The organism is Bradyrhizobium sp. 18BD (genome assembly GCF_054185225.1).
Window position 1 is genome coordinate 255,555 of record NZ_JAVAYL010000004.1, and the last position, 18,764, is coordinate 274,318.

At 63.2% G+C, this 18,764-nt stretch carries 16 protein-coding genes; 13 read left to right on the forward strand and 3 right to left on the reverse strand.

The window, feature by feature from the left end; genetic code table 11:
- Positions 1–187: 187 nt before the first annotated feature.
- From RAD16_RS09580 to RAD16_RS09635, 12 genes are all read left to right on the forward strand, one after another.
- A complete protein-coding gene (locus RAD16_RS09580) occupies positions 188–343 on the forward strand; it encodes a hypothetical protein (RefSeq protein ID WP_254117740.1) in 156 nt (51 codons plus the stop codon).
- Positions 344–574: 231 nt separating this feature from the next.
- Positions 575–1,249: a response regulator transcription factor gene (locus RAD16_RS09585; protein WP_458157622.1), complete on the forward strand. Its 675-nt coding sequence runs from the start codon at positions 575–577 to the stop codon at positions 1,247–1,249.
- 93 nt (positions 1,250–1,342) lie between these two features.
- A complete protein-coding gene (locus RAD16_RS09590) occupies positions 1,343–2,719 on the forward strand; it encodes an ATP-binding protein (RefSeq protein ID WP_458157623.1) in 1,377 nt (458 codons plus the stop codon).
- A gap of 161 nt (positions 2,720–2,880) precedes the next feature.
- Positions 2,881–4,281 carry a hypothetical protein gene (locus tag RAD16_RS09595; protein ID WP_458157624.1) on the forward strand — a complete coding sequence of 467 codons (1,401 nt, stop codon included), beginning with the start codon at positions 2,881–2,883 and terminating at the stop codon, positions 4,279–4,281.
- A gap of 100 nt (positions 4,282–4,381) precedes the next feature.
- On the forward strand, positions 4,382–4,651 hold the full coding sequence (locus RAD16_RS09600) for a hypothetical protein (RefSeq protein WP_326899743.1): 270 nt from the start codon (positions 4,382–4,384) through the stop codon (positions 4,649–4,651).
- Between the two features lie 131 nt (positions 4,652–4,782).
- Positions 4,783–5,898, forward strand: a complete 1,116-nt coding sequence (gene ccmI / locus RAD16_RS09605) for a c-type cytochrome biogenesis protein CcmI (protein WP_458157625.1) — start codon at positions 4,783–4,785, stop codon at positions 5,896–5,898.
- 37 nt (positions 5,899–5,935) lie between these two features.
- Positions 5,936–6,463: a cytochrome c maturation protein CcmE gene (gene ccmE / locus RAD16_RS09610; RefSeq protein WP_458157626.1), complete on the forward strand. Its 528-nt coding sequence runs from the start codon at positions 5,936–5,938 to the stop codon at positions 6,461–6,463.
- Positions 6,460–8,442, forward strand: coding sequence for a heme lyase CcmF/NrfE family subunit (locus tag RAD16_RS09615; protein WP_458157627.1), 1,983 nt, complete (start codon positions 6,460–6,462; stop codon positions 8,440–8,442). The genes ccmE and RAD16_RS09615 overlap by 4 nt, the downstream gene beginning before the upstream one ends.
- 4 nt (positions 8,443–8,446) lie before the next feature.
- Positions 8,447–8,929, forward strand: a complete 483-nt coding sequence (locus RAD16_RS09620; RefSeq protein ID WP_458157628.1) for a cytochrome c-type biogenesis protein — start codon at positions 8,447–8,449, stop codon at positions 8,927–8,929.
- A 105-nt stretch (positions 8,930–9,034) separates the two neighbouring features.
- Entirely contained in the window at positions 9,035–10,378 is a 1,344-nt protein-coding gene (locus tag RAD16_RS09625) for a methyl-accepting chemotaxis protein (RefSeq protein ID WP_458157629.1), read from the forward strand.
- A gap of 223 nt (positions 10,379–10,601) precedes the next feature.
- Entirely contained in the window at positions 10,602–12,182 is a 1,581-nt protein-coding gene (locus tag RAD16_RS09630) for a Do family serine endopeptidase (protein ID WP_458157630.1), read from the forward strand.
- 288 nt (positions 12,183–12,470) lie between these two features.
- On the forward strand, positions 12,471–13,151 hold the full coding sequence (locus tag RAD16_RS09635) for a response regulator transcription factor (protein ID WP_458157802.1): 681 nt from the start codon (positions 12,471–12,473) through the stop codon (positions 13,149–13,151).
- A gap of 751 nt (positions 13,152–13,902) precedes the next feature.
- Here RAD16_RS09635 and RAD16_RS09640 read toward each other — a convergent pair.
- Both RAD16_RS09640 and RAD16_RS09645 read right to left on the reverse strand, forming a co-directional pair.
- Entirely contained in the window at positions 13,903–14,139 is a 237-nt protein-coding gene (locus tag RAD16_RS09640; RefSeq protein ID WP_247785511.1) for a helix-turn-helix domain-containing protein, read from the reverse strand.
- 433 nt (positions 14,140–14,572) lie between these two features.
- A complete protein-coding gene (locus RAD16_RS09645) occupies positions 14,573–14,815 on the reverse strand; it encodes a hypothetical protein (protein ID WP_458157631.1) in 243 nt (80 codons plus the stop codon).
- 454 nt (positions 14,816–15,269) lie between these two features.
- Between RAD16_RS09645 and RAD16_RS09650 the strand changes: the two genes are divergently transcribed.
- On the forward strand, positions 15,270–16,343 hold the full coding sequence (locus RAD16_RS09650) for a hypothetical protein (RefSeq protein ID WP_458157632.1): 1,074 nt from the start codon (positions 15,270–15,272) through the stop codon (positions 16,341–16,343).
- Positions 16,344–16,943: 600 nt separating this feature from the next.
- On the opposite strand, the gene RAD16_RS09655 is transcribed toward RAD16_RS09650, so the two are convergent.
- Positions 16,944–18,605 carry a recombinase family protein gene (locus RAD16_RS09655; RefSeq protein ID WP_458157633.1) on the reverse strand — a complete coding sequence of 554 codons (1,662 nt, stop codon included), beginning with the start codon at positions 18,603–18,605 and terminating at the stop codon, positions 16,944–16,946.
- Positions 18,606–18,764: the final 159 nt, after the last annotated feature.

Sequence of the window (18,764 nt, forward strand, 5' to 3'; positions counted from 1 at the left end):
GAACACCGAATCATACACGGCTCGGTGCGGATTCTTGCAACTGCGTTAACCAGTCGCTGACCGTGCGGTTCGGCCCGATCCGGTGGGCGAAAACCGGAACATCAAATCGGATCGGGCGTTGGCTCAGGACACAAGGCCGCGAGGAGGTCGCGGTCATCGGAGGCGACACGCAAGGATTGAGGGCAACATGGCAGCCACGCGAGAGCACGATCAGATCGTCGAGACCGCAACCGAGGCGCGCCAGGGCGAACCTGGGCCGTCGGTGGCAGCTCTCCTCGCCATCTCGACCGGGCTTGCGATTCTGATCCTCGCCGTCATCTGGTTCGTGTTCTTCCGGACCTGACGGCCGAATTGACCGGAAGGGCGGACCTTCCGACTCGCCGCGGTACGCGGCACACTGCGCCCGCCACGCCGCCGGCTCGTCCGCTGGCCTGGCGGCGCAGTCGCGTTTGGCGGCCGACAAATCGTAAATGACCAAAAAGTAACGAAGGCCGGTTCCCGGCGTTCATATTCAGTTCACGCCGGAATTGCTCATCTGTAGCGGTGTTCGTGCAGCCTATTTCTGGAGAGAAGCGTGCGCCTGCTTGTTGTTGAGGACGACCCCGATCTCAATCGCCAGCTCACCAAGTCGCTGACGGACGCCGGATACGTCGTCGACCGCGCCTTCGACGGCGAGGAGGGACACTATCTCGGCGACAATGAGCCCTACGATGCCGTGGTGCTCGACATCGGCCTGCCGAAGAAGGACGGCATCTCGGTGCTGGAGGCCTGGCGCCGCAACGGCCGCACCATGCCGGTCTTGATCCTCACCGCGCGCGACCGCTGGAGCGACAAGGTGCAGGGGTTCGATGCCGGCGCCGACGACTATGTCGCAAAACCATTCCATCTCGAGGAGGTGCTGGCACGCATCCGCGCGCTGCTGCGCCGCTCGACCGGCCATGCCCAGAGCGAACTGAGTTGCGGTCCGGTCACCCTCGACACCCGCACCGGGCGGGTCAGCGTCTCCGGCAATCCCGTCAAGATGACCTCGCACGAATATCGGCTTCTGGCCTACCTGATGCACCATTCCGGACGCGTCGTGTCACGCACCGAGCTAGTCGAGCATCTCTACGACCAGGACTTCGACCGCGACTCCAACACGATCGAGGTCTTCGTCGGCCGCATCCGCAAGAAGCTCGACGTCGACATCATCCAGACCGTCCGCGGCCTCGGCTACCTCCTGACCCCGCCGCCCGCGCCGGGCGCTTGAGGGCCTGTCGGGCTTGACGGGCGGCCGAACAGGGGCCTTGGTCCGGTTATGACCGCCGACGCCATGCCACCTCGTGCCCCCGGGATCATTCCGATGCCCGCCAGCTCGCTTGCCAACCGCCTGTTCCTGTCGGCGACGGCCTGGCTCGTGGTGATCCTGGCCATCACCGGCGTGGTGCTGTCGTCGGTCTACAAGAACGCCACCGAGCGCGCCTTCGACCGCCGGCTCAATCTCTATCTGCGCACCCTGATCGCGGAGGTCGCGACCCCCGACGAGCCGCCGGACCGCCAGTTCCAGTCGCTCGGCGAGCCGCTGTTCGACCTGCCGCTGTCCGGCTGGTACTGGCAGATCACACGCACCGACACTGAGAAGCCGGAGGTGCGCTCCTCGCGCTCGCTCTGGGACAAGAAGCTGCCGAAGCTGGAGGAGCAGGGCACCGAGCTCACCGCGGCCGGCATCCGGCTTGCCTATGTCGACGGGCCCGAGGGGCAGAATCTGCGCATGGTGGAGCGTCCGGTCGACCTTGGCGCCGACGGCAAATTCCTCGTCAGCGTCGCCGGCGACGACACCGAGATTTTCGACGAGACGCGCAGCTTCGATTACTATCTCGGCGGCACCTTCACCGCGCTCGGCATCGTGCTGCTGCTGACCACGGTGTTCCAGGTCCGCTTCGGCCTCGCGCCGCTCAAGCGCATCTCGGAGTCGATTGCCGATATCCGCTCGGGGCGGGCGGAGCGGCTCGAAGGCGAATTCCCGGTCGAGATCGCGCCGCTGGCGCGCGAGACCAACGCGCTGATCGACGCCAATCGCGAGATCGTCGAGCGCGCGCGCACCCATGTCGGCAATCTCGCCCATGCGATCAAGACGCCGCTCTCGGTGATCGTGAACGAGGCCGGCAGCCACGCTGCCGAGCCGTTCGCGGCCAAGGTGATGGAGCAGGCGGACGTGATGCGCGACCAGCTCGCCCATCATCTGGAGCGCGCGCGGATTGCGGCGCGGGTCTCGATCGTCGCGACCGTGACGGAGGTCGCGCCCGCCATCGAGGCGCTGCGGCGGACCATGGAGAAGATCCACCGCGACCGCGGCATCATGGTCGAGGCCAAGGCCGATCCGTCGGCGAAATTCCGGGGCGAACGGCAGGATCTGGAGGAGATGGTCGGCAATCTCGTCGACAATGCCTGCAAATGGGCGGCCTCGCGCGTCTTCATCGAGGTCCTGGTGGAGGCGCCGCAGCAGGCTGGCGCGGGCCCGCGGCTGCGGATCCTCGTCGACGACGACGGCCGCGGCCTGTCGGAGGCCGAGCGCGCCCAGGTCTCCCGGCGCGGCCAGCGGCTGGATGAGTCCAAGCCCGGCTCGGGGCTTGGCCTGTCGATCGTGACCGACCTGGCCGCACTCTATGGTGGCAGCCTCTCGCTCGGTGGTGCCCCGATCGGGGGCCTGCGGGCCGAACTGGTGCTCCCCGGAATATAATCCTCTGTTCCCAAGGGGTTGTTCGGTCTGCCGGGCGTCGGTCCGGAGCAAAACGCAGGCATACCAGGCAACGTCCTCAACGGCTTCTTAAGGCGCCGCGACCTATGATCGCGCCCGGACGCATCCTACGTCTGCCACCTTACCGTGCATTACCCGGGCGCATGAGCCAGACATCGATCGAGCGGCTGAGGGAATATCTCGCGCAGCTCCCGCCGCAGTCGCAGGCGCTGCTGATGCGGGAGTTCGAGCGCGCGCTCGAACGCGGCCAGGACACGGCCGTGGCTACCCTCGTGCTCGAGCAGCTGCGCAAGATCGTGCGCAAGGCCGAAGCCGAAGAAGCCCCGCCGCCGCGCACGGATGATTTGTCCCGGCTGCTGTTCCAGGTGCTGGAACCGTTCCTGGTCGAGGTGGGCGCCCCGATGCGGGTCGGGCAGATCCGGCGCGCCTCGCTTCAGCCGATCTGGCAATGGCTCGGCCGTGACGGTGCCCCGGACAAGGTCATTGAATTCGAAGCGGCGCTGGCGCGCATGCCGGCGGACAGTGCCGGTCAGGTCGAGGCGCTTGCGCAAAAACTCCAGGCGGTGGCCGCCGATGCCATCTTCGCGCTGACAGGCCCCGGCGGCGGCGACAAGACGCGGGCGCTCGCCCGCGTCGGCCCGCCCAGCGTGATCGAGGACCTCTATTCGATCGGGGCCGTGCTCCAGGTCCGCGAAGCCCTCGCCACCCTGAACGAGAAGCTGCCGCGCTTCCTGCGCGCCTTCGGCGAGCCCCAGATCGCCTCGGTGACGCAGGCGCTCAACATTCCCGTTCTGCAGACGCCGCAGATGCTGCCCTTCGCGCTGTCGATCGTCGTGCAGCGCATGACCGCGCGTTGGCAGATCATTCGGCTCGCGATCAAGATTGCCGCCTCCGACGACGAGATCCGCGTGGCGGCGACGCCCTATGGCGTGGCCGTCACGATCGCGCTGCACGATCTGTCCTGCGTTGCCGCGATCCTGCGCATGGACATCAAGCGCGGTCATTTCGAGACCGTCGCCGACAATCTCAAATCGCTGCATGATGGCGTCCGCGGCCTGCGCACGGAACTCGACCTGCGCAACGATTCCGCCTGGGGCAAGCAGCTGACCTCGATCCGGGCCGACATCTCCAATGCGCTGCAATCCGAGATCGACAGCGTTCCCGGCCGCGTGCGCCGCATCCTGCGCCAGCGCGCCGAGAAGGACATTCCGCCGGGCGCGCAGGTCGACAGCACCGAGGTCGAGGAAACCGCGGCGCTGATCGATTTCGTCGCGACCTGCCGCAACTACGCCAGCGAGCTTGCGATCAACGAGGTGACGCTGCGCACCTATTCCGACCTCCAGCAATATGTCGAACGCTCGACCGAACAGCTGGTGCAGTCGCTGCGCGCCGCCGATCACAAAGTCCGTATCTACCGGCAACAGCAGATGCAGGCCGCAATCCGCTTCTGCCAGGTGCTGTTCGGCGACGATTACGCCTCGCTGATGAGCCGTGCCGCGGACAACGCCGTCACGGGCGAGCGCAAATCGTCGCGCGCAAGCTGATTCAGTCGCATATTTTCGTGATCACAATTTCAGGTTGACGCTGCCGGTGGCGAGCCCTACGGTCGCCGTGCAAGTTTTTGGAATTTCTATCTGTGGGCGCATGAAACCCATTATCAGCTCCATCGAAATTGAAAACCGGGTCATTGTTGCCAAGTATCAACGGCTGATGATCGGCGCGAAGGTCGTGCTGGTCGAGAAGGCAAGCGGCCGGCAGCTGCCCGAGACCGTCACCAGGGTTGCATCTCCGGTTCCGGTCGGGGCGGTGCGCATCAGATTGCCCGAGGCCATCGAGCCCGGAACATACTTCCTCAGGGCGTTCAACGGGCACGGCGAGGACGCCGCCCGCAGCGCGGATTTCGAGATCCGCTAAGCCGTTGGATTTTCACCGTTTCGGGACTGTGAGCGGTCGCGCCGAATTGACAATTGTCAATTGCCGCATCGTCCGGCCGTGGTGTAAAGCCACCTACAGGCGCGGTTCGCGCGCTGCCGGAAGCTTGCCAGATGACGCTATGGTTCGTGTTCGCGCTGATGACGGTCGCGGCGATTTTCGCCGTGCTCCTGCCGCTCGGCCGCAGCGGACGGGCGCAAGTTCAAGGCAGTGAGGTCGCGGTCTACAAGGACCAACTGGCCGAGATCGAGCGCGATCTCGCCGCAGGACTGATCGCCGCACCCGAAGCCGAGGCTGCGCGTGTCGAGATCAGCCGCAGGCTGCTCGCTGCCGCCGGCAGCGAGCCCGCATCGGAGCCGAAATCGAGCCTCAAATGGCGCCGCGCGGCCGCCGTGCTGGCGCTCGTCGGCCTGCCGCTGGTTGCGATCGGCGTCTACATGCCGCTAGGGTCGCCCCTGCTGCGCGATTTTCCTCTGGCGCAGCGCGAGCGCGGCGCCGGCTCCGGCATGGCGCAATCGCTCGAAAACCTCGTCGTGCAGGTCGAGCAGCACCTGGAAAAGAATCCGACCGATGGGCGCGGCTGGAACGTGCTCGCGCCGGTGCTGGAGCGGCTCGGCCGCTTCGACGATGCGGTGCGCGCCTATCGCAATTCGCTCACCTATAACGGCGAAAGCGCCGAGCGCAGGTCCGATCTCGGCGAAGCGATTTCGGCCGCGGCCGGCGGCGTCGTGACCGCCGAGGCCAAGGGCGAGTTCGAGCGGGCGCATGCGCTCAACGCCGATGATCCCAAGGCGAACTACTTCCTCGGGCTTGCCGCCGAGCAGGACGGCCGCAAGGACGACGCCGCCAACATCTGGCGCGCGCTGCTGACGAAGGCGCCGGCGGATGCGCCGTGGCGTTCCCTGGTGCAGTCCTCGCTGGCGCGGGTCGGCGGCGGCAGCGTCACGATGCCGGCGCTGTCGGACGAGACCATCGCAGCGTCCAGGGACATGAACGAGGGCGATCGCAACGCGATGGTTCGCGGCATGGTCGAGCGTCTCGCCACGCGCCTCAAGCAGAACGGCGACGACGTCGACGGCTGGCTGCGCCTGGTGCGCGCCTATCTCGTGATGGGCGATCGCGACAAGGCGGTCGGCGCATCGAGCGATGCCCGCCAGGCGGTCGCCAACGATGCCGCGCGGCTGAAGCAGCTCAACGAAGGTCTCAAGACGCTCGGGCTCGACGGATGATGATTTCGCGGCGGGACGAGCAGGGAACGGATACGCCATGACGCGCAAGCAGCGACGTATGACCATCATCGGCGGCTCGCTCGCCGTGCTCGCGCTCGCGGCCGCGCTGGTGCTCAACGCATTGCGCGACTCCATCGTGTTCTTCTCGACCCCGACCATGGTTGCCGAGAAGCACGTTGCGCCGGGCAAGCGGTTTCGGCTCGGCGGCCTGGTGCAGCCCGGCTCGCTCCAGCGCGGCGACAACCTCGCCGTGACCTTCGAGGTCGCCGATGGCGGCGCAAAGCTGCCGGTCGCCTACAAGGGCATTTTGCCCGACCTGTTCCGCGAAGGGCAGGGCGTCGTCGCCGAAGGCGCGCTCGACGCCAATGGCGTGTTCAAGGCCGACACCGTGCTCGCCAAGCACGATGAGACCTACATGCCCAAGGACGTCGCCGATGCCCTGAAGAAGCAGGGACATTGGAAGGACGATTACGGCGCGCAAGCCGCTGGTGGTGCCAAGCCCTCTGGTGATGCAAAGCCTGCCGCCACGACAGCGCAGGGCAATCCGCAGGGAGCCGTGCGGTGATCGCAGAATCCGGACATTACGCGCTGGTGCTGGCGCTCGCTTTGGCACTGATCCAGTCCATCGTGCCGCTGATCGGCGCACGTCTGCAGGATGCCGCACTGATGAACGTGGCGCGTTCCACCGCGCTGGCGCAGTTGCTGTTCGTCGGCGCCTCGTTCATCGCGCTGGTGACGTTGCACGTGAACTCGGACTTCTCCGTCGCCAATGTCTACGAGAATTCCCACTCGATGAAGCCGCTGATCTACAAGATCACCGGCGTGTGGGGAAACCATGAAGGCTCGATGCTGCTGTGGGTGTCGATCCTGGCGCTGTTCGGCGGACTGGTCGCCGCCTTCGGCAACAATCTGCCGCTGTCGCTGCGCGCCCATGTGCTGGCCGTGCAGGCCTGGATCGCCAGCGCGTTCTATCTCTTCATCCTGATGACCTCGAATCCGTTCCTGCGCATCCTCAATCCGCCGATCGAGGGGCGCGATCTCAATCCGGTGCTGCAGGACATCGGCCTCGCCGTGCATCCGCCGATGCTTTATCTCGGCTATGTCGGTTTCTCGATCTCGTTCTCCTTCGCCATCGCGGCGCTGATGGAGGGACGGATCGATGCGGCCTGGGCGCGCTGGGTGCGGCCGTGGACGCTGGTCGCCTGGATATTCCTGACGCTGGGCATCGCGATGGGCTCTTACTGGGCCTATTACGAGCTCGGTTGGGGCGGCTGGTGGTTCTGGGATCCGGTCGAGAACGCCTCATTGATGCCGTGGCTCGCCGGCACCGCGCTGCTGCATTCCGCGCTGGTGATGGAGAAGCGCAATGCGCTGAAGGTCTGGACCATCCTGTTGTCGATCCTGACCTTCTCGCTGTCGCTGCTCGGCACCTTCCTGGTGCGTTCGGGCGTCATCACCTCGGTGCACGCCTTCGCCACCGATCCGACCCGCGGCGTGTTCATTCTCCTGATCCTCTGCCTGTTCATCGGCGGCAGCCTGTCGCTGTTCGCGGGCCGTGCGACCTCGTTGAAGCAGGGCGGCCTGTTCGCCCCGATCTCGCGCGAAGGCGCGCTGGTGCTGAACAACCTGCTGCTGACGGTCGCCTGCGCGGTCGTGCTGTTCGGCACGCTGTACCCGCTGGCGATGGAAGTGCTGGCCGATTTCAAGATGTCGGTCGGCGCGCCCTTCTACAACCTCACCTTCGTGCCGCTGTTCACGCTGCTGCTGCTTGCTGTGCCGTTCGGCCCGATGCTGGCCTGGAAGCGCGGCGATCTGCTCGGCGTGACGCAGCGCCTGCTCGCGGCCGGTGTGGCCGGGCTCGTTGCGGTCGCCATCGTCTGGGGCTGGACGAGCGGCGGCGCCACGCTGGCGCCGCTTGCGATCGGGCTCGGCATCTTCGTCATCGCCGGCGCCGTCACTGATATCGTCGAGCGTACCGGTCTCGTGCGGCTGCCCTTCTCCACAGCGCTGCACCGGGCGCGCGGTCTGCCGCGCTCGGCCTGGGGCACCGCCTTCGCGCATGCCGGCCTCGGCGTCGCGCTGATCGGCATCGTCTGCGAGACCACCTGGAACAGCGAATATATCGCGACGATGAAGCAGAACGACGTCGCTCATGTCGCCGGCTACGATCTCAAGCTGGACGGCCTGTTCTCGCGCCAAGGCCCGAACTTCCGCGAGATGATTGCCGAATTCGACGTCAGCCGCGATGGCGAGAAGATCAGCGTCATGACGCCGTCGAAGCGCAGCTTTACCACGCGCGGCTCCTCGACCACCGAGGCCGCGCTGCTGACCCGCGGCGCGAGCCAGCTCTACGTCTCGCTCGGTGACGCCACCGCCGAGGGCGCCATCGCGGTGCGCATCTATTATAAGCCGCTGGTGCTCATGATCTGGTGGGGACCGGTGCTGATGGCGTTCGGCGGCGTGCTGTCGCTGTCCGATCGTCGCCTGCGGGTCGGCGCGCCGAAGCCGGCGCGGGCCAAGCAGCGCCTCCAGCCGGCGGAATGATCCGATGCGGCGGATGATGGTCACGATCTTTGCGCTGATGCTGCTGGCTTTGCCGGCGGCGCACGCCGTGCAGCCCGACGAGATCATGTCCGATCCCGCCAAGGAGGCGCGCGCGCGCGATCTGTCGCGCGAGCTGCGCTGCATGGTCTGCCAGAACCAGTCGATCGACGATTCTGATGCACCGCTGGCGCGCGATCTGCGGCTGCTGGTGCGCGAGCGCATTGCGGCCGGCGACAGCAATTCGCAGGTGCTCGATTTCCTCGTCGCGCGCTATGGCGAGTTCGTGCTGCTCAAGCCGCGCTTCGAGCGGCAAACCATGTTGTTGTGGCTGCTCGCGCCGGTGTTGCTGATCGGCGGCGGCCTGGCGCTGTGGCTGCAAATCCGTCGGCGCGCGAAGAGCGGTGCAGATATACCCGCGCCGCCGCTCACGCCCGAGGAAGAAGCGCGGCTCGCCGCGCTGATGTCGGACGAAGCGAAATCGTCCTAGCCTACGTATTGATACATAGGCCGTCTCGCGCAGCCTGTTTCATGCTCTGTTGACCTTTGTCTGGAAGCTTGTCGCGAGATTTGATTCCAGACTTTGAGTCATCCGATGTTCGCGAACAGCAATCTGACGATCCGCTTCCTGGTCGGCGCCGTCGTCGCTGCATTATTATTCCTGCTGGGCATCGGCGGCAGCACCGGCTTCGTGGCGGTGCTTTATCTCAACAACGAGATCACCAGCCTGTCGTCGGACTTCGCCGCGCTGAGCGGCCCCGCGCGCGACCATGCGATGCTGATCTATCAGCAGGCGCAGACCGCCTTCTCCTATTTCCTGATGGCGTGCGGCGTGATCGCCGTGGTCGCTGTCGCGATCTGCATCACCACCTGGTTCGCGGTGCGCAACGGCATCCTCAATCCGCTGGCAGCGATCGTGCATGCCATGCGCGAGGTCGCCGACCAGAAGTTCGAGACGCCTGTCCCGGGCCTCGGCGGCACCAACGAGATCGGCCTGCTTGCCGGTGCGCTGGAGGTGTTCAAGACCACCGGCGTCGAGCGGCGCCACCTCACCGAGCAGCAATTACATGAAGCGCAGCACCAGGCCGAGCGCTCAAAGTTCCTCGACGACCGGATCAAGCGTTTCAACGATCTCGTCGCCAGCGTGGTCGACAGCGTGGCGTCGTCGGCCGTGCATCTGAAGAGCAACGCGGAAACGCTGTCGCGGACGGCCAACGACACCAGCACCAAGGCCAATGCGGTCGCGAGCGCGGCAAGCCAGGCCTCTACCAGCGTGCAGACGGTTGCGGGCTCGGCCGAGGAGATGACCAATTCGATCGGCACGATCAGCCGCCGCGTCACCGATGCGACCCAGCGCGCCGAAGGTGCAGCGATGCAAGCCGAGAAGAGCCGCGACACCATCCACACGCTGTCGGACGCCGCCGACAAGATCGGCGAGGTCGTCCAGCTCGTGCAGGCGATCGCATCGCAGACCAACCTTCTGGCGCTCAACGCCACCATCGAGGCGGCGCGGGCAGGCGAGGCCGGCAAGGGCTTTGCGGTGGTCGCGTCCGAGGTGAAGAGCCTCGCGCACCAGACCAGCAAGGCGACCGAGGAGATCACTTCGCACGTCGCCAGCATCCAGGGCATCACCGCGGAGACGCGCGGCGCGATCGACGGCATCTCGAAGACGCTGTCGGAGATCTCGTCGATCATGTCGGGCATCGAGGTCGACACCGCCCAGCAGCGCAACGCGACGCAGGACATCACACGCAGCGCGCAGGACGCCGCACAGGGCACGCTGGACGTCTCCAATCACATCGTGCAGATCACCTCGACCTCCGCCGAGACCGGCCGCATGGCGGCCGAGGCCCGCGATTCCGCCGTTGATCTGTCACAGCAGGCCGCGACCCTGAAGCGTGAAGTCGACGAGTTCATCATCAGCGTCAGGGCCAGCTAAGGTGGCCCAAAAACGCGGTCTGGGGTCGGTTCCGGGAACCCGGTTAAGTTCCTGTCGGACCATGATTTTCGGCCTGCGCTAAACCGCCGCATCCAGCTCACCCCTTCATTACAAAAGTTTAACCCCGCCGCCAGCGCACGGTAAGGCGGGAGCCCCCATCTTCAGGTCCGTAAGGTGCTGGCAGCCGGCACCAAATGGATTTCAAGGCCCTGGAGATCTCTGCATGAACGATCGTATCGACCTCTCGAACCTTCCGTCCTACCGGCAGCAGCGCCGGTCGGTGTTCTCGGCCCGCAGGATCGCGCTGATGGCTTCGGTCGTCGCCGGCCTTGGCGTCGCCGTCTACGGCCTCGGCCCGTCGATGTCGCCGGCCGACCTGTTTTCGAGCCCGGCGCATGCGCAGGTCAACAATGAGGTCCGCAAGGTCGAGCGTCCGATCGGTTTCGCCGACATCGTCGAGCGCGTGAAACCCTCGGTGATCTCGGTGAAGGTCAACATCAAGGAGAAGACCGCGAGCAACGATGATGGCGATGATTCCGCCTCGCCGTTCCAGCCGGGCTCTCCGATGGAGCGCTTCTTCCGCCGCTTCGGCGGTCCGGATGGCGTCCCCGGTCTGAAGGGTGGCGGTCGCGGCCGCGTCGTGCAGGGCCAGGGCTCCGGCTTCTTCATCTCGGCCGACGGCTTTGCTGTGACCAACAACCACGTGGTCGACGGCGCCGACAAGGTCGAGGTCACGACCGACGACGGCAAGACCTACACCGCCAAGGTGATCGGCACCGACCAGCGCACCGACCTTGCTTTGATCAAGGTCGAGGGCAGCTCGAACTTCCCGTTCGCCAAGCTCGCGGACAGCAAGCCGCGGATCGGCGACTGGGTGCTCGCGGTCGGCAATCCCTTCGGCCTCGGCGGCACGGTCACTGCGGGCATCGTCTCGGCCAGCGGCCGCGACATCGGCAACGGCCCCTATGACGATTTCATCCAGATCGACGCGCCCGTGAACAAGGGCAATTCCGGCGGTCCGGCCTTCGACACCAATGGCGAGGTGATGGGCGTCAACACCGCGATCTACTCGCCTTCCGGCGGCAGCGTCGGCATCGCGTTCTCGATTCCCGCCAGCACCGTGAAGAGCGTGGTGGCGCAGCTCAAGGACAAGGGCTCGGTCAGCCGCGGCTGGATCGGCGTGCAGATTCAGCCGGTGACGTCGGATATCGCCGACAGCCTCGGCATGAAGAAGGCCGAAGGCGCGCTGGTTGCGGAGCCGCAGGCGAGTGGTCCGGCCGCCAAGGCCGGCATCGAGTCCGGCGACGTCATCACCGCGGTCAACGGCGAATCCGTCAAGGACGCCCGTGAGCTCGCCCGCACCATCGGCGGCATGGCGCCCGGCGCGACCGTGAAGCTCAACGTGCTGCACAAGGGCCAGGACAAGGTCGTGAACATCACCCTCGGTCAGCTGCCGAACACGGTCGAGGCCAAGGCCGATACCGACAATGACAGCGGCAAGGGCGCCAGCAAGGGCACCGACGTGCCGAAGCTCGGCATGACCGTTGCCCCCGCCAACTCGGTGGCCGGTGCTGGCAAGGAAGGCGTCGTCGTCACTGAAGTCGATCCGAAGAGCGCCGCGGCCGAACGCGGCTTCAAGGAAGGCGATGTGATCCTCGAAGTCGGCGGCAAGAGCGTGGCCACCGCCGGCGAAGTCCGCGACGCCATCAACGCGGCGCGGACCGACAACAAGAACAGCGTCCTGATGCGCGTGAAGAGCGGCGGCCAGTCGCGCTTCGTCGCCATCCCCATCGCCAAGGGTTAAGGCGAAGGGTTAACGCACAGGAGGCTTACGAAATGAGGGGTGTCGCCGGCATCAGTCGCCCCCGCCGCCGACGCCCTTCGGGGGAGCTGCGTAACGATGGCTTCCCCAGCCTACCTTCCGGTGGAATTACGCCCCCCTCCGTCGGAAGGCATAGGGCGGTGAGGTCCCCCCAGCTTCACCGCCCGCCCTTTTTGCCTACCTCAGTCTCGTTCGCTTGGCTTGCATGCGATAGCCGCTCGCGCCATGTTTAGAGAAGGGTTGACCTCCTTGACCGCCGCCGAACGCACGATGCGCCTCCTCATCATCGAAGACGACCGCGAATCCGCCGACTACCTCGTGAAGGCGTTCCGCGAAGTCGGGCATATTGCCGACCACGCCGCCGACGGCGAGGAAGGCCTCGCCATGGCCGAGAACGGCGAGTACGACGTGCTGGTGGTCGACCGCATGCTGCCCAAGCGCGACGGCCTGTCGCTGATCGGGGCGCTGCGCGCCAAGGACGATTCTACGCCGGTACTGATTCTCTCCGCGCTCGGACAGGTCGACGATCGCATCAAGGGCCTGCGTGCCGGCGGCGACGACTATCTGCCAAAGCCCTATTCGTTTGCCGAGCTGCTGGCCCGGGTCGAGGTGCTGTCGCGCCGCCGCGGCGGCCCGGCCGAGGACACGCTTTATCGCGTCGGCGATCTCGAGCTCGACCGGCTCTCTCACCGCGTCGCCCGCGGCAAGGACGAGCTGACGCTGCAGCCGCGCGAATTCCGTCTGCTCGAATACCTCATGAAGCATGCCGGCCAGGTGGTGACGCGCACCATGCTGCTGGAGAACGTCTGGGACTATCATTTCGATCCGCAAACCAACGTGATCGACGTGCACATCTCGCGGCTGCGCTCCAAGATCGACAAGGGATTCGAGCGGCCGCTGCTGCACACGATCCGCGGCGCCGGGTACATGATCCGTGACGGAATACGTTGAAACTCTATAAAAATAGAGGTTTCAAGTTTTCGTCCTCCGGTCGCTTGCCGATTTATTACCGGTATTAGCGCGCGTCTAAGTCGTTGATTTTAGACAATGCAACCCGTCACGAATGCTTTGTCCGTGACGCAATCAACGAAGTGCCCATTTTAGAGGGCCTTTTTCATTTTGCTGGGTCCGCTTGCTTACCGCTTCTGCGCCGCGTCCCTGCGACACGCGTTCGCATAGTCGAACTGGTCCAGCTCGGCCAAGAGGGCGCAGATACCGCTTCCTTGTTCAATCAAATCGCAAACGCGAACATGTCCGAGACCTCGCCACTCGCCCCGCCGGTGACCGCAGCCCCTTCTCAGCGGTCATCGCAACCAGCGGAATGTGTGCAGTGCGCTGCGGCCACGCGACGCTGCCAAAGTGCTCGACACGCCCATCGATGGACGGCCAGCTTAATAAGGGCTGAACGTGGTCGAGTTCATGCTCGGCTTAGTTGAGGCTGTGCCGGAAGGCGACCCACTTGCCCAAGGCCAAAATGACCGACACGGACTTGCTGCAAGCCGGCAATGGCTGGATTGGGCCAAGGAATAAGGCGGCGCATGGCCGCTCCCGTCTGGTAAAAAGCGGCAATGCAAAGCCAGCTCGAACATGCATAGAGCCAGTCGGCCAGTTCAAGCGACCAACCCAAAGATCGCACTTCACAGGATGCTCGTATTCGATGTCGAAGAACGGTAAATTCGCTAGTACGTCATTCCGGCAGACGTTAAGCGGGGCTTACTTCAATCGACTTGCGGGCATCCGGCAGCGTTTTCAGCCATACTCTCAAATCGTCGGGCAGGATGATCGTACGCCTCCCGTGCTTCTTCGCCTTGAGATCGCCGCTGCTGATCGCCTCGCGAATCGAGGTCAGCCCGATCCCGGTGAGGGCGCTTGCCTCCTCTGGTGACACCGACAGACGTTCCGAGAGCGGTACCTTTCCCTTCTGCCCGAACTCGTTCATCACTTAAGTCCCTTATCGTTTGCGGGCTCCACCGGCGTGGCCGGTCGCGTCGCCCGTTCTCGGCCTGCGATTCCGGCACAGGCGACAACCTCACGCGCCTCCTTTGCGTAACTTGCTACGCCGTCAAAGAGCGCATCGGAAAACGTGATCATCGCCCACATCATGCAATTGGCCGTGCCGGAGGAAAATGGTTGTCAAAAATCCGTGGTACAATTGGATGCCAAAGCGAATGAAAGGAAAGGTCCTCATCTTCCCAATTTCTTCGCCCCTAGACGCTGAGGCGCGACAGTGTTTGCTCGTCGAGCTCCGAACCAACGGCAGTACTACATTTGGTACGACATGATTGATCGAGTAGCGGCTTAAGTGCTGATGCTGCTTCGCTTTTCAAACGAAAATGCAGCACAATCAACGAAGGTTATTGACGGTCTGCCGCTCATAACGGCCTGGTTGCAGCTTCATCGTGGTCGAAGTCTGCTCCGACTTCCATGGTGTTCTTCTGGTCGGCGGCCCAGCTGAAGTCATAGTGAGCGCTCAACAACTTCATTGCGACAACAGCGACGAGAACACAGATGATTTGCAACAACGTTCTGGTCGAGAACACTCTACTGAAGAGCGTCATGATGTCGCCTTCTTCTTCCAGAAGCTCCGACACGCTGATCCTGAAATGCGTGGCCACCGGCGACTACGGCGATATGTTCGTTGCTTGCTACAACTGGATAATTAATGCCGAGGAATCGAAGCTGGCCTGCGCCAATGATCTCTATTGGCTCGTCCGCGACAACTCAGAAGTATGCTGGCCGTCAGTAAATTTCCGAGCTTTTACCGCGGCCCTAAAGAGGTTCTGGGAGAATTGATCCGTTGTTGGGCGCACACGGCGCTGGGCGGTTAGGCAAGTCGGGTGCTAACTTCGGCATGATGTGAGACTCGACCTAAATCAGACGGCGAGGAATAAGAGACCGCGTTTACCGATTTTAGTCCGTGCCCGGTCGGTTTAGGTGCGCGATATTGATGTCCCAAACAAGTGTTGCGAGGTTGTCCCTGGCTGAACCAGACCTTTCATACCATCTTGGCCGGGCGATCGAAATCAGGTACACAACTTGAAGTATGATCCTCAATGAGGAGTTGCGAGTATGCGCCGGATTGCCATTGGCTTCGTCGCGACGCTTCTTTCTTTGTTGCCTACAACCGCATTGGCTCAGGCGGTGAACTGTGGCGAACAGCCCCAATTCCCACCAGACATCGAGAAGAGCATCAAGGGGGACGTTCAGGGCAAAGCTCAGTTGTTCACGAAGCTGCTTGGAAATGCCGAGTTGAAAGGCGCCGTGGACACCAGCAAGAAGGAATTGCAGCAAAAATATAACAATGTAGACAAGGCCAAGATCGACCAATACATGGCGTGGGTTTCCTGCCAAAGCATCATGCAGGACAGGAATCTCGCGACCGAGAAAAAGAACAGTCTCTGGCTCGAGTTGTATCGAGAGATCATGAGCAACAGACAGCCGGATGGTGGCGCGAGCGGCATACAGAAGGGCTCTGCGCTGCCTCCATCCGAGCCGTTATTCGCGGTGACGTTCAAAGGCGACGACATTTGGGTGGTGAACAACGGAGCACCTGAGGAGAATTTGGTTATCAACTACGTCGCCCTGGCCTGGTTGTGGATCCACGGGCCGCCGCGCGGCAACGGTTGCAATCCGGATGATCCTGTTAGTCTGGCCGAGGCGCTGGCCGTCGAGCTTAGCGGCCGTTCATCCGATGGCCTTATTCGAACTTCCAACCAGGTGAACGGCATAAGAAGCGCGGCTACGTTGCTGCCCAACAGCCAGGTCCTCGCAAAGGCCGGCTTTCACTTCTGTAACTACAGTTTACGGTATTCGATTGCCTTGTCTTACGACGACCGCGAAGGACGGCCGCAACGGCGCTTCTACGAAGTATCCTGGACTGCGCTGCGCGGTCCCGAGAGGCGAACATGCCGTAAAATCAATAAGGACGATTTTGATCAGGCCGCGGCCGCTTATGATGCTGCTGCCAAGGCAGGAAGTCAGTGGAACTTCAATGGCAGCGACGCAAAAACAGTCGATGCGCTCGCTACGGTCGTGGCGACGCAGCGTGGTACCTTGGCGCGGGGCGACGGTCGAATTTCCGAGAAACTATCGAAAGTCCTTTTCCCTGACGGGCGCCCACCGTCGCGGACATGCGAGGGTTGATCAACCGCGGCAGTGTACCGAACCTCGGCTGCGGAATACGTCATGATGCAAGATGGTCGATCGTACGCCGGCCTAAACGTTCGTTGCACTTCGCGATGACCGAGCTACGGCGCGAGAAAACGCGGACGGATAGTCTCTGCCACGCGCAGAGTAGGTGCGTGACGTAGCCGGTCCCGCAGGCACGAAGCTGCACGACTTCGCGCTTTCTTACCTTGAAGAGCGACCAGTGGCTTTGCCAGGAGCACCCAATGGTAGCGCGACAGCGAACATGTCGGCTCGTGGCCCATCACGACTTAATACGCTGCCACGCGTACTTGGCCGCTGTCTGGACACAGCGGACATTGCTTTAGTCGCGTCACGCCGCCGGGTTTACGGGTACATAGCCTACTAGGATGGAGGGGGAAAAATATTTTGATTTACCGAAATATCGCTTGTTCCGTCGGGCAAAACAGTGGTTCATAGGGCGCTGGTTCAACCCGGAAGCCAGCCCATGTCGAATGAAGTTGATACGTCCGAGCTATCCAAAATCGCCCGGTTGAATGGCGATTTTAGGAAAGAACTACGGCAAACTGCTTGGAGCCTATTTGTACTTGCGATCAATTAGCGCCGCCCGCGGCCGCTCCTGGCTTTGGGGCGGCGTCTTTTCCCTGGCTTGTTCCGCGGGGCTGACATGGTTGGCGCGGCATGGTTGGACGCCGCCAATCTGGCCTTGATCACAGCAATCAATTCGCTCATCCCCGGGCAATGAATTCCGTGATGCCGGGTGAGGGAGCCCGATGAAAGCCAGATGTATCGGCCTGCCCGCAATTTGGGAGGCAACAGCACGTAATCCTCGATCGCTTTGTTCGTTGCATCCAGCCGCATTACCGCGAGCATGCCGGAGGAGATTTGTCTGCGGTAGGCCTTCCACTGCGGCGCGTGATCCGGTCCTCGCGTGGCGAGCTGTCGCGCAACAAGAAATGAAACCAGGCGCGTACCGGCAACATCAAGGGCTATGTTATCCTGAGCAAGCTCGGGTTCAAGACCAAGATCGGCTCTCAGAACTTCGGCAAGTTCGTTCGCATGTCTCGCCTGCTCGCGGGCCCAGTGATCGTACGTATCCAACCAGTCGCAATCCCGCGGTGAGACATATCCGATCAGCGAATATGCCTTCCGCAACGAGCCGAAATGCTTGACGTAGGACGAGACGTGGTTGAGCCCGAGCGTCGAGTTGATGATGTTGGAATTGAGCTTTCCTCGCCGGCGAAGCACGACGCGAAGGCGCATCAGCATCTCGTCTTCCGGAATCTCGACGCGTCGCTCGGCGAGCAGTTTTTGAGCGCGCGCGAAGATATCTGGATCAACGATGGGTTCAATCGCAGCGGCGCCGTGGACCCAGGCATGAGCAGGATTCTTGACAAGTCTCTGGCCAAGGCGTCGCGACGTTCGATTGTAGACGGTCTTTCCGATATAGTTCTCGTTGGCGAGGATTGTCGGGATCATCCGATCGGTCCAGGGTCTGCCGTTATGGTTGGCGATGTTGGCGTCGTTCAGCGCGCGCCGTATCTCGCTATACGATTGTCTTGCGTTGACGAACTGATCGAAAATGCAATAAATGACGGCGGCCTCTTCGGCCGAGCCTTGCCGCAGTCGAACACGATCCGATTGCAGGGCCTTATACTGGCCCTTCTCGAGCTGAACTTTCGGATGCTCGCTTTCATCGACCATCATCCGGCGCAGACCATAGCCGACGGGACCGCCGACGCGGTAACCAAGGCTTGCGATCCGACAATGTCCTGTGTGTACCTTGACCCCGAGTTCCCGGCTCCATTCAGCGGCCATGCCTCGCTTCATGTACTTGGCCATGCCGGACAGAAAGCTGCCGTCGTTCTTGAAGATCTCGGCGCAATATTCGACGCGGACACCGTTCATCTTGCAGAGGTACTCGTAGTAGGCGCTCTCGTCGGTGTCCTGGAAGCGTCCCCACCGGCTAACGTCATAGACGAGGATTTGATCGAAGTCGGCCTGGCCTGATTGAACATCTTCGATCAGTTCGATGAGACCTGGCCGGCCTTTGATCCTCAGACCGCTCCGGCCTGCATCCTCGTAGGTCCGGACGATCGTGAGGCCGTTCGCTTCCGCATAAGCGGCAATCGCCGCGAGCTGGTTCTTAATAGAGTACCGCTGGAGGTCCCGCGACATCCGGACATATTGCGCGGCACGCTGCGTCCGCAGGCGCCTTGCCAAGTTCGTCCCCTTGCGCACGACCAATGCATTGGTCATGACCCGCCTGCCTCAGAGCAGTACCGTGCCGGGAACTACACAGCTAAACGAGTAGCATTGCAAGCAGCGGTGCATTCCCACGCGCTCCAACGCCTGAGGCCTCGGCCGGAGAAATGAACGTGGTCTTAGAAGTCAAGGCGGCGTATGCACATCACGCGG

Bases quoted from the DNA above. Each gene is read 5' to 3' on its own strand.
- RAD16_RS09580 (WP_254117740.1), top strand. From the start codon at position 188: ATGGCAGCCACGCGAGAGCACGATCAGATCGTCGAGACCGCAACCGAG.
- RAD16_RS09590 (WP_458157623.1), top strand. From the start codon at position 1,343: ATGCCCGCCAGCTCGCTTGCCAACCGCCTGTTCCTGTCGGCGACGGCC.
- RAD16_RS09595 (WP_458157624.1), top strand. From the start codon at position 2,881: ATGAGCCAGACATCGATCGAGCGGCTGAGGGAATATCTCGCGCAGCTC.
- RAD16_RS09600 (WP_326899743.1), top strand. From the start codon at position 4,382: ATGAAACCCATTATCAGCTCCATCGAAATTGAAAACCGGGTCATTGTT.
- ccmI (WP_458157625.1), top strand. From the start codon at position 4,783: ATGACGCTATGGTTCGTGTTCGCGCTGATGACGGTCGCGGCGATTTTC.
- ccmE (WP_458157626.1), top strand. From the start codon at position 5,936: ATGACGCGCAAGCAGCGACGTATGACCATCATCGGCGGCTCGCTCGCC.
- RAD16_RS09620 (WP_458157628.1), top strand. From the start codon at position 8,447: ATGCGGCGGATGATGGTCACGATCTTTGCGCTGATGCTGCTGGCTTTG.
- RAD16_RS09625 (WP_458157629.1), top strand. From the start codon at position 9,035: ATGTTCGCGAACAGCAATCTGACGATCCGCTTCCTGGTCGGCGCCGTC.
- RAD16_RS09630 (WP_458157630.1), top strand. From the start codon at position 10,602: ATGAACGATCGTATCGACCTCTCGAACCTTCCGTCCTACCGGCAGCAG.
- RAD16_RS09635 (WP_458157802.1), top strand. From the start codon at position 12,471: ATGCGCCTCCTCATCATCGAAGACGACCGCGAATCCGCCGACTACCTC.
- RAD16_RS09640 (WP_247785511.1), bottom strand. From the start codon at position 14,139: ATGAACGAGTTCGGGCAGAAGGGAAAGGTACCGCTCTCGGAACGTCTG.
- RAD16_RS09650 (WP_458157632.1), top strand. From the start codon at position 15,270: ATGCGCCGGATTGCCATTGGCTTCGTCGCGACGCTTCTTTCTTTGTTG.
- RAD16_RS09655 (WP_458157633.1), bottom strand. From the start codon at position 18,605: ATGACCAATGCATTGGTCGTGCGCAAGGGGACGAACTTGGCAAGGCGC.